The 13,642-nt window shown below is 69.4% G+C and carries 15 protein-coding genes; 9 read left to right on the forward strand and 6 right to left on the reverse strand.

The features are described from left to right. The first annotated feature begins 69 nt into the window (after window positions 1-69). On the forward strand, window positions 70-2,013 hold the full coding sequence (asnB, locus tag ACFYWJ_RS31965; RefSeq protein ID WP_355280063.1) for an asparagine synthase (glutamine-hydrolyzing): 1,944 nt from the start codon (window positions 70-72) through the stop codon (window positions 2,011-2,013). A 64-nt stretch (window positions 2,014-2,077) separates the two neighbouring features. Here asnB and ACFYWJ_RS31970 read toward each other — a convergent pair whose 3' ends face one another. Then, window positions 2,078-3,004 (reverse strand): carbohydrate kinase family protein, encoded by a 927-nt coding sequence (locus ACFYWJ_RS31970; protein ID WP_378833506.1) that lies wholly within the window; start codon window positions 3,002-3,004, stop codon window positions 2,078-2,080. 183 nt (window positions 3,005-3,187) lie between these two features. Continuing rightward, window positions 3,188-3,544 carry an iron-sulfur cluster insertion protein ErpA gene (gene erpA / locus ACFYWJ_RS31975; RefSeq protein ID WP_067496006.1) on the reverse strand — a complete coding sequence of 119 codons (357 nt, stop codon included), beginning with the start codon at window positions 3,542-3,544 and terminating at the stop codon, window positions 3,188-3,190. Between the two features lie 258 nt (window positions 3,545-3,802). On the opposite strand from erpA, the gene ACFYWJ_RS31980 reads away from it, so the two are divergent. Next, complete coding sequence (locus ACFYWJ_RS31980) at window positions 3,803-4,462, forward strand: DUF3043 domain-containing protein (protein WP_387163551.1); 660 nt, start codon at window positions 3,803-3,805, stop codon at window positions 4,460-4,462. A 56-nt stretch (window positions 4,463-4,518) separates the two neighbouring features. Here the strand turns inward: ACFYWJ_RS31980 and ACFYWJ_RS31985 are convergent, their stop codons facing one another. Next, the gene (locus tag ACFYWJ_RS31985) at window positions 4,519-4,686 is read right to left on the reverse strand and encodes a hypothetical protein (protein ID WP_355280057.1); all 168 of its coding nucleotides are present in this window, start codon (window positions 4,684-4,686) and stop codon (window positions 4,519-4,521) included. Between the two features lie 86 nt (window positions 4,687-4,772). Between ACFYWJ_RS31985 and ACFYWJ_RS31990 the strand changes: the two genes are divergently transcribed. Next, window positions 4,773-5,735: a helix-turn-helix domain-containing protein gene (locus ACFYWJ_RS31990; protein WP_355280054.1), complete on the forward strand. Its 963-nt coding sequence runs from the start codon at window positions 4,773-4,775 to the stop codon at window positions 5,733-5,735. Between the two features lie 191 nt (window positions 5,736-5,926). Then, window positions 5,927-6,667, forward strand: a complete 741-nt coding sequence (locus tag ACFYWJ_RS31995; RefSeq protein ID WP_355280051.1) for a response regulator transcription factor — start codon at window positions 5,927-5,929, stop codon at window positions 6,665-6,667. A 53-nt stretch (window positions 6,668-6,720) separates the two neighbouring features. Here ACFYWJ_RS31995 and ACFYWJ_RS32000 read toward each other — a convergent pair whose 3' ends face one another. The 3 genes from ACFYWJ_RS32000 to ACFYWJ_RS32010 are packed head-to-tail and all read right to left on the reverse strand — an operon-like array spanning window position 6,721 to window position 8,126. Beyond that, window positions 6,721-7,230: a nuclear transport factor 2 family protein gene (locus tag ACFYWJ_RS32000; protein ID WP_355280049.1), complete on the reverse strand. Its 510-nt coding sequence runs from the start codon at window positions 7,228-7,230 to the stop codon at window positions 6,721-6,723. 3 nt (window positions 7,231-7,233) lie between these two features. Beyond that, a complete protein-coding gene (locus tag ACFYWJ_RS32005; protein WP_355280046.1) occupies window positions 7,234-7,722 on the reverse strand; it encodes a hypothetical protein in 489 nt (162 codons plus the stop codon). Between the two features lie 20 nt (window positions 7,723-7,742). Continuing rightward, window positions 7,743-8,126 carry a MarR family transcriptional regulator gene (locus ACFYWJ_RS32010; RefSeq protein WP_355280044.1) on the reverse strand — a complete coding sequence of 128 codons (384 nt, stop codon included), beginning with the start codon at window positions 8,124-8,126 and terminating at the stop codon, window positions 7,743-7,745. A 375-nt stretch (window positions 8,127-8,501) separates the two neighbouring features. On the opposite strand from ACFYWJ_RS32010, the gene ACFYWJ_RS32015 reads away from it, so the two are divergent. Genes ACFYWJ_RS32015 through ACFYWJ_RS32035 form a run of 5 tightly spaced genes read left to right on the forward strand, consistent with a single transcriptional unit; the run spans window position 8,502 to window position 13,642 of the window. Next, window positions 8,502-10,232: a biotin carboxylase N-terminal domain-containing protein gene (locus tag ACFYWJ_RS32015; protein WP_355280042.1), complete on the forward strand. Its 1,731-nt coding sequence runs from the start codon at window positions 8,502-8,504 to the stop codon at window positions 10,230-10,232. A 20-nt stretch (window positions 10,233-10,252) separates the two neighbouring features. Then, a complete protein-coding gene (locus ACFYWJ_RS32020; protein WP_355280039.1) occupies window positions 10,253-10,876 on the forward strand; it encodes a TcmI family type II polyketide cyclase in 624 nt (207 codons plus the stop codon). After that, on the forward strand, window positions 10,873-12,144 hold the full coding sequence (locus tag ACFYWJ_RS32025; protein ID WP_355280036.1) for a beta-ketoacyl-[acyl-carrier-protein] synthase family protein: 1,272 nt from the start codon (window positions 10,873-10,875) through the stop codon (window positions 12,142-12,144). The genes ACFYWJ_RS32020 and ACFYWJ_RS32025 overlap by 4 nt, the downstream gene beginning before the upstream one ends. Next, a complete protein-coding gene (locus tag ACFYWJ_RS32030; RefSeq protein WP_355280035.1) occupies window positions 12,141-13,388 on the forward strand; it encodes a ketosynthase chain-length factor in 1,248 nt (415 codons plus the stop codon). Before ACFYWJ_RS32025 ends, ACFYWJ_RS32030 begins: the two co-directional genes overlap by 4 nt. Then, window positions 13,385-13,642 (forward strand): acyl carrier protein, encoded by a 258-nt coding sequence (locus tag ACFYWJ_RS32035; RefSeq protein ID WP_355280032.1) that lies wholly within the window; start codon window positions 13,385-13,387, stop codon window positions 13,640-13,642. The genes ACFYWJ_RS32030 and ACFYWJ_RS32035 overlap by 4 nt, the downstream gene beginning before the upstream one ends.

The raw sequence follows: 13,642 nt of genomic DNA on the forward strand, positions 1-13,642 counted from the left end.
CCCGGGCCCCAGTAGGCCAGACGTTAGAGCGTCTATGCGCTCGCTTCCAGAGACGAGGTTGCCGACACCGTGTGCGGACTGCTCGGATTCCTGACAGCTGATACGGCGACGACCGAGGTGGTCGATCAGGTGTACGACGCGCTGCACTGCCAGCGGCACCGCGGCCCCGACGAGAAGGGCACCTGGCACGACGATCACATGATCTTCGGCTTCAACCGCCTCTCCATCATCGATATCGAGCACTCGCACCAGCCGCTGCGCTGGGGCCCGGCGGACAATCCGCAGCGCTACGCGATGACCTTCAACGGCGAGATCTACAACTACCTCGAACTGCGCGAGCAGCTGGCCGCCGAGCACGGCGCCGAGTTCCCCGAGGGCAAGATCTTCGCCACCGACGGCGACGGCGAGTCGATCGTGGCCGCCTTCCACTTCTGGGGCCCCGAGGCCGTGCGCAAGCTGCGCGGCATGTTCGCCTTCGCGATCTGGGACACCGAGACCCAGGAGCTGTTCCTGGCGCGCGACCCGTTCGGCATCAAGCCGCTGTTCTACGCGAGCGGCCCCGGCGGCACCGCCTTCGCCAGCGAGAAGAAGAGCGTGCTGGAGCTGCTGAGCCCGCTCGGCGTCTCCGACGAGCTGGACCCGCGCGCGCTCGAGCACTACACCGTGCTGCAGTACGTGCCCGAGCCCGAGTCGCTGCACAAGAGCATCCGCCGCCTCGAGTCCGGCACCTACGCCACCGTGAAGGTCGGGCAGGCGCCGCGGGCCACCCGCTACTTCCGTCCCGACTTCCGGGTCCGGCCGTTCGCCGAGGGGGCCGCCCAGGCCCGCTACGCCGAGATCGCCGCCGCGCTCGAGGACTCCGTCGCCAAGCACATGCGCGCCGATGTCACCGTCGGCTCGTTCCTGTCCGGCGGCATCGACTCCACCGCCATCGCGGCGCTGGCCATGCGGCACAACCCGAAGCTGATCACCTTCACCACCGGGTTCGAGCGCGAGGGCTACTCCGAGGTCGACGTGGCCGCCGAGAGCGCCGAGCTGATCGGCGCGCGCCACATCGTCAAGGTGGTCTCCCCCGCCGAGTTCGCCGCCGCCATCCCCGAGATCGTCTGGTACCTCGACGACCCGGTCGCCGACCCGGCCCTGGTGCCGCTGTACTTCGTGGCCAAGGAGGCCCGCAAGCACGTCAAGGTGGTGCTCTCCGGCGAGGGCGCCGACGAGCTGTTCGGCGGGTACACCATCTACCGGGAGCCGTTGTCGCTCAAGCCGTTCGAGTACCTGCCCGCCGGGCTGCGCAAGCTCGTCGGCAAGCTCGGCGACAAGATCCCCGACGGCAGGCGCGGCAAGTCGCTGTTGCAGCGCGGCTCGCTCACCCTGGAGGACCGCTACTACGGCAACGCCCGCAGCTTCAACGACGCGCAGCTGCGCGCGGTGCTGCGCGAGTTCCGCCCCGAGTGGACCCACCAGGACGTCACCGCGCCGATCTACGCCCAGTCCGCGGGCTGGGACCCGGTGGCCCGGATGCAGCACCTGGACCTGTTCACCTGGCTGCGCGGCGACATCCTGGTCAAGGCCGACAAGATGACCATGGCCAACTCGCTGGAACTGCGCGTGCCGTTCCTGGACAACGAGGTCATGCGGGTCGCCCAGGGTCTGCCCTACGACCAGAAGATCACCAAGGAAACCTCCAAGTACGCGCTGCGCCAGGCCCTGGACGGGATCGTCCCCGATCACGTCCTCAACCGCGCCAAGCTCGGCTTCCCGGTCCCGCTGCGGCACTGGCTGCGCGGCACCGAGCTCTACGACTGGGCGCAGACCCAGATCGCCGAGTCCCAGACCGACCACCTGATCGACAAGGCGGCCGTCCTGCAGATGCTGCGCGACCACAAGGCGGGTGTGTCCGACCACAGCCGCCGCCTGTGGACCCTGCTGGTCTTCATGGTCTGGCACGGCATCTTCGTCGAGGACCGGATCAAGCCGGAGATCCAGGAGCCGGTCTACCCGGTCTCGCTGTAGTCCCCCTGAGACAGACGAACGCCCCCTCGGTCGAAAGATCGAGGGGGCGTTCGGTTCTGCGTGCCTAGAGCAGCACCGACAGCTCGTCGGCGGCGTCGGCGCCGTAGGCCTTGGTGAGGCGCTCGACGGCCTCGTCCTTGCTGAGCGTCCACTCCTGGGTGCCGGTGGTCTCCAGGACCAGCACGGCGATCAGGGAGCCGAGCTGGGCGGAGCGCTCCAGGCTCAGGCCGGCGCGGTGGGCGGTGAGGAAACCGGCGCGGAAGCCGTCGCCGACACCGGTCGGGTCGACCTTGGACACCTCGGGCACCACGCCGACGCGCACCTCGGTGCCGTCGGCGTCGACGACGAGCACGCCTTCGGAGCCGAGGGTGGTCACCCGGATGCCGACCTTGGCGGTGATCTCCGCTTCGCTCAGTCCGGTCTTCTGCTGTAGGAGCGCCCACTCGTACTTGTTGGTGAACAGGTAGGCGGCGCCGTCGACCAGCTCGGCCGCCTGCTCGCCGTCGAGGCGGGCCAGCTGCTGGGACGGGTCGGCGGCGTAGGCGATGCCCTGGGCCTTGGCCTGGCGGGTGTGCGCCACCATCGCCTCGGGGTCGTTGGCGCCGACCAACACCAGGTCGACATCGTGCGCGCCGGCGATCGCGGCGATATCGATGTCGCGCGCCTCGCTCATCGCACCCGGGTAGAAGGAGGCGATCTGCGCCATCGCCTCGTCGGTGGTGCAGACGAACCGCGCGGTGTGCGCCTTGTCCGAGATGTGCACGGCCGAGCAGTCGACGCCGTTGGACTCCAGCCACTGCCGGTACTCGGCGAAGTCGGCGCCCACCGCGCCGACCAGCACGGGCCGCTGCTTGAGCAGGCCCATCGCGTAGGCGATGTTGCCCGCCACGCCGCCGCGGCGGATCTGCAGGTCGTCGACGAGGAAACTCAGGGACACATGATCGAGCTGATCGGCGAGCAGCACATCGGCGAACTTACCGGGAAAACGCATGAGGTGGTCGGTGGCGATGGACGCGGACACAGCAACAGACACGAGGCGAGGCCCCTTCGACACTAGGCGCGGAAAGCAAGAAGTCCGGGATCGTCAGATCCCGGACTTCAACGGTAGCAAGCCGCTACCCCCGGTGGTTCACCTCAGCGCAACCACACCGTGTCGTGGCGTGGCCGCGAAAGATCAGTTGAACGAGTCGCCGCAGGCGCAGGAGCCGGTGGCGTTCGGGTTGTCGATCGTGAAGCCCTGCTTCTCGATGGTGTCGACGAAGTCGATCGAGGCGCCCTGGATGTAGGGGGCGCTCATGCGGTCGACGGCGAGCTTCACGCCGGAGAACTCGACGACGATGTCACCGTCGAGGACGCGGTCGTCGAAGAAGAGCTGGTAGCGCAGGCCGGCACAGCCACCCGGCTGGACGGCGATGCGCAGGGCGAGGTCGTCGCGACCTTCCTGGTCGAGCAGCGCCTTCGCCTTGGCGGCGGCAGCGTCGGTCAGCGTCGCACCGTGGGTCTCGGTGGCGGTCTCGTTCTGCACAGTCATGGACACTCCTAAGTCGGCCGGCCCGCGGAACGGACCTCAGGTGCACAGCGCACGACTGATTTCAACACCATCGCGGCGGCTGCTATTCCTATTTTGCCACCCCCGCCACGCAGCGTGGATTCGACCTGGGTGGTTCACCCCACAGTACGCGCCACCGGGGCGTGATCCAGGTCGCACTCCGGGCGCCGATGAGACCGCGCGCACCGGACAGCGGACCGCATTTCCCGATGCCCGGGCCCATCGAATAGCCTGGTGAACGTGAAATTGTTCCGTCGCGACGAGTCCAGCACCATCGACGAGTCCGTCGACCCCTCGGTGCCGGACGTCGAACAGACCGCCACCGCACCCGCTTCCACCACCCCGGGCAAGGGTCGCCCGACCCCGAAAAGGCGTGAGGCCGAAGGCAAACGGCGCGGCCCGGTCGCGCCCGCCCCGATGACCGCCAAGGAGGCCCGCGCCCGCCGCAAGGCCACCAAGGGCTCCAAGGAAGACCGCAAGGCCGCCGCGGCCGACCGCCGCGCCGCCGTGCAGGATCGCCGCGCCCGGATGCTGGCCGGCGAGGACAAGTACCTGCTGCCCCGCGATCAGGGCCCGGTCCGCGCCTACGTGCGCGATCTGGTCGACGCCCGCCGCAATCTGGTCGGCCTGTTCATGCCGATGGCGCTGGTGCTGATCATGTCGATGTTCGTGGCCCCCGGGCTGCAGACCATCGTGACGCTGGCGATGCTGGTGATGATGGTGTTCATGATCATCGAGGGCTTCGTGCTCGGCAAGATCGTGAACAACCGGGTGATCGAGCGGTTCCCCGACACCACCGATACCGGCTTCAAGCTGGGCTGGTACGCCTTCGTGCGCGCCTCGCAGATCCGCAAGATGCGCGCCCCCAAGCCGCGGGTCGGCCCCGGCGACGCCGTCTGAGTTCTCCCCCTGTCACGAATGCCGTTCCACCCGCGGGTGGGGCGGCATTCGCGCGTTCAGTGCAGGCCGGGCCGGATGTTGGTGGCGTAGCCGGCGATGGCGGCGAGTTCGGCTTCGATGCGCTGGGCGTCACGGTCGACGACGCCGGTCGATCCGGCGGTGCCGCGACCGATGAGAACGGCGAGTCCGATGATGGCGGCGAGGACGATCAAGAAAGTAACCATGGCAGAAATTTTGCGCTCGTCTGTTTTCGGCCGAAAGTGGCTGTTCTGTCATTGTGCGTAAAGATTCAGCCAGATAGCATGGAGTGATGCTGTCCACGGTGTCCGTCGTCCTCAACGACAAGCTCGCCATGTTCGAATTCGGCGTCGTCTGTGAGGTTTTCGGCCTCGACCGCACCGCCGACGGCCTGCCCGGCTTCGACTTCAAGGTCTGCGGGGCCACGCCGGGCAAGCCGCTGCGCTCCACCACCCCCGGCGTCTCGGTGACGCCCGAGTACGGCCTCGACGAGCTGGTGCACGCCGATCTCGTCGCCATCCCCGCCTTCCCCTTCACCCTCGGCCACAGCTACGACGAGCGGGTCGTCGAGGCGGTCCGCGCGGCCTCGGACGCAGGCGCGATCGTGCTGACCGTCTGCTCCGGCGCCTTCCTGGCCGGGGAGGCCGGGCTGCTGGACGGGCGCAAGTGCACCACCCACTGGCGCTACGTCGACATCCTGGCCGCGCAGTTCCCCGCCGCGACCGTCGACCCGGACGTGCTCTTCGTCGACGAGGGCAACCTGATCACCAGCGCGGGCACCGCGGCGGGCATCGACGCCTGCCTGCACCTGGTGCGCCGCGAGATCGGCACCGCGGCGGCCAACGGCATCGCCCGCCGGATGGTCGTGCCGCCGCAGCGCGACGGCGGCCAGCGCCAGTTCATCGAGCAGCCGGTGCCCGAATGCCGCTCCGAGGGCCTGTCGGCCACGCTGAGCTGGCTCGCCGAGAACCTCGCGCATCCGCACACCGTCGACGAGCTGGCCGCCAGGTCGAGCATGTCCACCCGGACCTTCGCCCGCCGCTTCGCCGCCGAGACCGGAACCACCCCGGTCAAGTGGCTCACCACCCAGCGCGTCCTGTTCGCCAAGCACCTGCTCGAGGCCACCGACATGCCGCTCGAACACATCGCCGACCAGTCCGGCTTCGGCTCCGGCGCCCTGCTGCGGCACCACTTCCAGCGCCAGGTCGGTATCGCCCCGACCGAATATCGCCGCCGCTTCGGCGCCACGACTTGAACGACCGTCCGTTATCGGATTTGTGGAATACCGATCCGGGCACTTTTTCGAAAGAATGGCGCCGAACGCCACAGTGCGCGAACACATAGAGTCGGCTACCCTGACAAGGACAGGTGAAATACCGGCCGCCCGTAGCAGTGTGGTCGTCGGTGCGGCATTTCGATGCCCAGGACGGTGGGGGTATTCGAGCCATGCGTAGCAGTGACCTTCGGGAAACCGATATCGACCTCGCGCCCAGTTTTCCCGAACCCCGGCACATGATGGTGGAACGGTCCTGGCGAATTCTCATCGCGGCGGGTTCGGATGCCGTCGGCACACTCGACAGCGAACTCCCCCGCTACGGCCATCAAGTCGCCACCGTCGATACCGGAAGAATGGCGCTGAAACTGTTCGACCGCGCCGATCTGGTCCTGCTCGACCCCGATCTCCCCGATTACGACGGCTTCGAGGTCTGCCGTTCGATCCGGGCCCGCCACCCGGTCCCGATCATCGTGGTCACCGACCGCGATTCCGAACTGGACTGCGTGCTCGGCCTGCGCTCGGGCGCCGACGACTACCTGGCCAGGCCGTTCGGGATCAGGGAACTCGTCGCGCGCATCGATTCGCTCATGCGACGGGCGTGCCCCCAGGCCGAGAGCGCGCCGCCCGCCACCCGCTGCGGCGCCTTGCGCATCGACGCGGCGGCCAGGGAGGCCACGCTGCACGGCCGCCAGCTGACGCTCACCAGAAAAGAGTTCGACCTGCTGCTGATGCTGTCGCGGCGGCCCGGAATCGTGGTGGCGCGCAAGCAGATCCTGGGCGAGGTCTGGGACGGGTCCTGGTCGCAGCACACCGTGGACACGCACGTCAGCAGCCTGCGGGCCAAGCTGGGCGCCAGCGATTGGATCGTGGCGGTGCGTGGCGTCGGCTTCAAGCTGATGCCGCTGGACTGAGCCGGGCACGGCGAAAACCGCCGGCTCGGATCGAGCCGGCGGCTGCCGTGTGGTCAGCTCACCGCGACCACGTTGAGGTTCTCGTCGAAGGCGAATCCGGGCGGGGCCTCGCCGGTGCGCAGCACCTTGATGAACTTCATCCTGGCGATCCGCCAGCCCACGGCGGTCCGCCGGACGTCGGCGTCGAGATGGCCCCAGACCAGCAGCGGCGGCTCCCCCGCGACGACGTGCTTGTGCGTCGCGGTCAGGTTCAGCCGGACCGCGGCGGTGTCGCCGTCGATATCGGCATGACAATCGGTGGTGGTGTGATGGGTCGGGCCGAAGAGATTCACGACATAGGTCATGTGCGCGGCGATGCCCGCGATGCCGCGATAATCCTCGGGTGGCAATTCGAGCAATACATCGTCGGTGAAAATGGATTCCGCCCAGGCGTCATCCATGGATTTACGATCTTCGAAGAAGAAAAAGGTGTCGAACAGCGCGGCGATTTCTCGATGGTCGCGCAATTCCCGGACTTCCGCGCGCAAGGCTTCGAGTTCGGCACGGAGACTGGTGTCGTTCATTTTCTATCCCTGAGATTCGTCGCTACCCACGGTAGCGTTCGAGGTCACCTGATCCGGTGACCGGAAACGGCCGGTGATGCGCAGGCCGTCGCGGATATTGAGTGACATGAGGACGATATTGACCGCGCCCGCGACGAGTTCGAGCGCCTGCACGCTGTAGAACAGCGGCCCGAACTCGTCGCGGCCCGCCAGCACGGCCAGGGTGATCGCCGACGGGATCAGCACGAGCAACCCGTTGCCCGCGATGAACGGCATCCGCCGCTTCTTCGCGACGATGGCGGGCATCGTCGACGTCCCGCCTAGCCGAAACCCGGTGCCGCCGGTGGCGGCGAGCGCGAGGACCAGGATGGGCAGGGCCCACGGGATGGCCTGCTTCACCGCGATGATCGCGTCCTTCGACCCGCTGAGCTCGGTCACCACTGTCGAGGTCCAGAAGGTGAGGATGGTGAGCAATCCGATCGTGCCCGCGATGGGATGGATGCGGGAGAGCATGGTTTACCTCTCTTCGATGGTCATGTGGTCCGATCGGCCTCGAGGTTGCCGATCGCCTGTCGAACCATGCGGATGAAGTCGTCCCCGCGAACATCCGGGAATCCCGCGGTCGCGATGTCGTTCACCTCCCGAGCGGCCGCGATCAGCGCGGTGCGGAGCCGGCGGGACCGGTCGGTGAGGTAGATCAGCGCCCGCCGGCCGTCCTCGGGGTCGGCGGTGCGTTCGATGAGGCCGTCACGTTCCATCCGCTTGAGCGTGTGGGCCATCGTCGACTGGTCGATACGAACCTTCTCGCAGAGCTGGAGCTGCGAGATCCCCTCCTCCTCGTACAGTGCGAGCAGTTGTGCGAATTGCCCCGGCACCACACCGTGCCCGGCGATGCGGTCGCGCAGCGCCTGTTCCATGAGCCGCGCGAGATGGTTGATCACGTACCCCAGGGAGGTGCTCCGATCCATCGGTAGCGTCTCGAGCGGTTCCATTCCCACCTTCCATCGTCATTGATCTGCGGCTACCGCAAGAATACATGGCAAGCCATGTATTGGCGACCGCTGGCGAACGCCCGGCCGGCCGCACGACGGCGCGCGATCGTACGGCCGGCGGCACGCGCGGGCAACCGGGCGGAGCCGAATCTGAACGAGCCGGGAGGAATTGGACGAGATCCGCCGGAATCGGGCGGGTCCGGGCACAGCTCCTGAAGATTCCCGGAATCGCCGTTCATCGCGTGGTGATCTGCGATGTCCACGATTACCGAAGAGCGCCAACAACTTTCAGGAGACACGATGCGAAAAGTGTTGATCGCCAATCGGGGTGAGATCGCCGTCCGGATCGCGCGGGCGTGCCGGGACGCCGGCCTCGTCGCCGTCGCGGTGTACGCCGATCCCGATCGCGACGCCGTCCATGTCCGCGCCGCGGACGAAGCCTACGCACTCGGTGGCGACACCGCGCAGACGAGCTACCTGAGCATCGACGCCGTGCTCGCCGCGGCGCGGGCCGCGGGTGCCGACGCGGTGCATCCCGGCTACGGATTCCTTTCCGAGAACGCCGATTTCGCCGCCGCCGTGCTGGCGGCCGGGCTGATCTGGATCGGACCGCCGCCGGCGGTGATCCGCGATCTCGGCGACAAGGTGACCGCCCGCCGGATCGCCGTCGCCGCGGGCGCGCCGATCGTGCCGGGCAGCCCGGGGCCGGTCGCCGATCCCGCGGAGGTCGTGCGCTTCGCCGAGGAACACGGGCTGCCGGTCGCGATCAAGGCCGCGCACGGCGGTGGCGGTCGCGGCCTGAAGGTCGCCCGGACCCTCGCCGAGATCCCCGAGTGCTTCGCCTCGGCGGTGCGGGAGGCGGAGGCGGCGTTCGGGCGCGGGGAGTGCTTCGTCGAGCGCTATCTGGACGCGCCGCGCCATGTGGAGACCCAGTGCCTGGCCGATGCCGAAGGCACCGTGGTCGTGGTGTCGACCAGGGACTGTTCCCTGCAGCGGCGGCACCAGAAGCTCGTCGAGGAGGCGCCGGCGCCCTTCCTGTCCCCCGACCAGCGCGACGCGCTCGCCACGGCGTCCAAGGCCATCCTGCGCGCAGCCGGTTACCGGGGCGCCGGGACGTGTGAGTTCCTGGTCGGCGCGGACGGCACCCTGTCGTTTCTCGAGGTCAACACCCGCTTGCAGGTCGAGCACCCGGTCTCGGAGGAGGTCACCGGCATCGACCTGGTGCGCGAACAACTGCGCCTGGCCGATGGCGGCCTGCTCGACTACCCCGATCCGCCGAGCCGTGGTCACTCGATCGAGTTCCGGATCAACTGCGAGGACCCCGGTCGCGGCTTCCTGCCGATGCCGGGCACGATCACCGGCTACCGGACCCCGAGCGGGCCGGGGGTCCGGGTCGATTCCGGGGTCGAGGCGGGCAGCGTGGTCGGCGCGAACTGGGATTCGCTGCTGGCCAAGCTCATCGTGACCGGCGAGGACCGGACCCAGGCCCTGCAGCGCGCCGCTCGCGCGCTCGACGAGTTCGGCATCGACGGCATCGCGACCGTGCTGCCGCTGCATCGGGCCCTGGTCACCGACCCGGCCTTCACCGACGCGCCGTTCCGGGTGCACACCCGCTGGATCGAGACCGACTTCGACAACACCCTCGCGCCGTTCGACGGCGTCGGTGTGGCGCCCCAGGACCCGGCGCCGCGCGAGACGGTGGTGCTCGAGGTCAGGGGCAGGCGCGTGGAGGTCACCCTGCCCGTGCGCGGCCGCAGGGCCGCCACCCGTCCCGCCGCCCGCGTCGCCCGGGCGGTGGCGACGGCGCCGTCCGGCGACTCCCTGACCGCTCCGATGGCCGGAACGCTGGTGAAAGTAGCTGCCGCGGAGGGTGATTCGGTCACCTCCGGCCAGCTCATCGCGGTGATCGAGGCCATGAAGATGGAGCAGCCGGTGACCGCGCACAAGGCGGGCACCGTGGTCGGCCTGATCACCGACATCGGCCGCAGCATCGGCACCGGCGCCGTGCTGTGCCGCATCCAGAACAGCTGACGCAGAGGAGCCGACACCGGATGCATACGACAGTCACGGTCGCCCGGACGACCACCACCGCGGCACGGGACCGGCTGGCCGCCGCCTACGCCGACTACGACGCGGCGGCGCCCGCCCCGGACGCGAAAATCGTGCGGCGCCAGCTGTTCCACTATCACACCGACCTGCTCGTGCACGTCGTCGACAGCGACGCACCGCTGGCCGGTGTCCCCGACGGCCCCGATCTCGGCACCGAGGTCACCGTCTTCGACGCCGCCGTGCCGATGGCCGAGCGGTACTACCACTGGCTGCCCGGCCCGGTGCACCCGGCGATGTACAGCACGCTCGTGGTGAACCGGCTCGTCCCGTCGCGCCGTCCGCGGGTCGCCCGGCTGTTCGCCGACTTCGACACCACCGAGGTGCCGCACCGGATGGGCACCCGGCGCAGGCAGCTGTTCGCCTGCGGCGGCGTCTATTTCCACCTGCAGGACTTCGAGACCCCGGACGGCGGCGAAGTGATCGCGCAGGCCTGGAAGCAGGCCGACCCGCGCTTCATCCAGATCTGCGACGACCTCGACCCCCTGATCGACAAATACGACCCGGCCACCTGGCGCAAGCCGGCCGACGCGGTCGCGCACCGCTTCTACCACTGGGAGGCACGATGAACACCCGGCGCGTCGTCATCACCGGCATGGAGGTGATCGCCCCCGGCGGAGTCGGCACCAAGCAGTTCTGGGAACTGCTCACCGCGGGCCGCACCGCCACCCGGCGGATCAGCTTCTTCGATCCCGACCAGTTCCGGTCCCGGGTCGCCGCCGAGGTCGACTTCGATCCCGAGCAGCACGGCCTGACCCCGCACGAGGTGCACCGGCTCGACCGGGCGGCGCAGTTCGCCGTGGTCGGCGCGCGCGGCGCCGTCGCCGACAGCGGGCTCGAGCTCGACGCGATCGACCCGTACGCGATCGGGGTGGCGCTGGGCAGCGCGGTCGGCGCGACCATGCGCCTGGAGCAGGACTACCGGGTGATCAGCAACGGCGGACGGCTGCACCTGGTCGACCAGAAGTACGCCGACCAGCACCTCTACCACCATCTGTCGCCCGGTTCGTTCGCCGCCGAGGTGGCCCACGCCGTCGGCGCGCAGGGCCCGGCCACGGTGGTGTCCTCCGGCTGTACCTCGGGTCTCGACTCGGTCGGCTACGCCGCCCAGCTCATCGCCGAAGGGTCGGTGGACGTCATGATCACCGGCGCCTCGGACGCGCCGATCTCGCCGATCACCATGGCCTGCTTCGACGCGATCAAGGCGACCACCCCGCGCCACGACGAGCCCGAGTCCGCCTCGCGCCCGTTCGACGGCTCGCGCAACGGCTTCGTGCTCGGCGAGGGCGCCGCCCTGTTCGTGCTCGAGGAACTCTCGGCCGCCCGGCGGCGCGGGGCGCACATCTACGCCGAGATCGCCGGCTACGCCACCCGCGCCAACGCCTATCACATGACCGGGCTGCGGCCGGACGGCGTGGAGATGGCCGAGGCCATCCGCGTGGCCCTGCGCGAGGCACGACTGCCCGGCGACGCGATCGACTACATCAACGCGCACGGCTCGGGCACCAAGCAGAACGACCGGCACGAGACCGCGGCGTTCAAGCGCAGCCTGGGCGCGCACGCCTACGCGACCCCGGTGAGCTCGATCAAATCCATGGTCGGGCATTCGCTCGGCGCGATCGGCTCCATCGAGATCGCCGCCTCGGTGCTGGCGATCGGCGCCGACGTGGTGCCGCCGACAGCGAATCTGCGCACCCCCGATCCCGAATGCGATCTGGACTACGTGCCGCTCACCGCCCGTGAGCACCGCACCGACACGGTGCTCACCGTCGGCAGCGGTTTCGGCGGCTTCCAGAGCGCCATGGTGCTCACCACCCCGACAGGAGCCCCGGCATGAGCGGCGCGGTACGCGAGGACACCAGGACCGTCGTCACCGGCCTCGGCATCACCGCGCCGAACGGCCTCGGCACGCGCCCGTATTGGGACGCGGTGCGGTCGGGCCACAGCGGCATCGGCCGGCTCACCCGGTTCGACCCGGCCGGCTATCCAGCCACCCTGGCGGGCGAGATCGACGACTTCGATCCCAAGGCGCACCTGCCGAATCGGCTGCTGCCGCAGACCGATCAGGTGACCAGGCTGGCCCTGGTCGCCGCGGAGTGGGCCCTGGCCGACGCCGGGGTCGACACCGCCGCAATGGCCGACTTCGACATGGGTGTGCTGACCGCCGCGTCCTCGGGCGGCTTCGAGTTCGCCCAGAAGGAGCTCGGCAATCTGTGGAGCAAGGGCAGCGGCTTCGTCAGCGCCTACCAGTCCTTCGCCTGGTTCTACGCGGTCAACAGCGGGCAGATCTCCATTCGGCACGGGATGAAAGGGCCCAGCGGCGTGGTGGTCAGCGACCAGGCCGGCGGGCTCGACGCGATCGCGCACGCCCGCAGGCAGATTCGGCGCGGGACCGCGCTGATGGTGTCGGGTGCGATGGACGCCACGCTGTGCCCGTGGGGCTGGGCGGCGCTGTGGACCAGCGGGCAGTTGCACACCGGCACCGACCCCGCCACCGCCTACCTGCCGTTCGACGAGCGGGCCGCCGGGCACGTCCCCGGTGAGGGCGGCGCGATCCTGATCCTCGAATCCGCCGACGCGGCCACGGCGCGCGGGGCCCGCAGCTACGGCGAGATCGCCGGGTACGCGGCCACCTTCGACCCGGCCCCACACACCGGTCGCGAGCCCGGCCTGCGCGCCGCGATCGAGCGCGCGCTCGCCGACGCCGGGCTCGGCCCGGACGACATCGACGTGGTGTTCGCCGACGCGGCGGGCCTGCCCGAGCCCGACCGGATCGAGGCCGAGGCGATCACCGCCGTCTTCGGCCACCGCGGCGTCCCGGTCACGGCGCCGAAAACCATGACCGGACGGCTGTATTCCGGCGCGGGACCGCTCGACGTCGCCACCGCGCTGCTCGCCATCGAGGCGGGCACGATCCCGCCGACCATCAACGTCGCACCGAACTCCGGCACACCGCTGGACCTGGTGGTCGGAGGGGCGCGGCACGCGACGATGCGTGCCGCCCTCGTCCTGGCCCGCGGCTACGGCGGCTTCAACGCCGCCATGGTTCTCACCGCTCCCGAAGGAAGGGCACTCCCATGACATTCACCCTCGACGACCTGACCCGGATCCTGCTCGAAGGCTCCGGCGAGCCCGAGAACGTCGACCTGGACACGGGCATCCTCGACCTGACCTTCGACGACCTCGGCTACGACTCGCTCGCGATGCTCGAGACCGCCAGCCGCGTCGAACGCGAATTCGGGGTGACGCTCGACGATTCGACCGTCATCGAAGCCACCACGCCGCGCGCCTTCCTGGCCGCGGTGAACGCCCTCCTCCCCGTCCGCACCCCCTGA

Origin of the sequence: Nocardia sp. NPDC003269 (genome assembly GCF_042888005.1) — a bacterium.
Taxonomy (GTDB): Bacteria; Actinomycetota; Actinomycetes; order Mycobacteriales; family Mycobacteriaceae; genus Nocardia.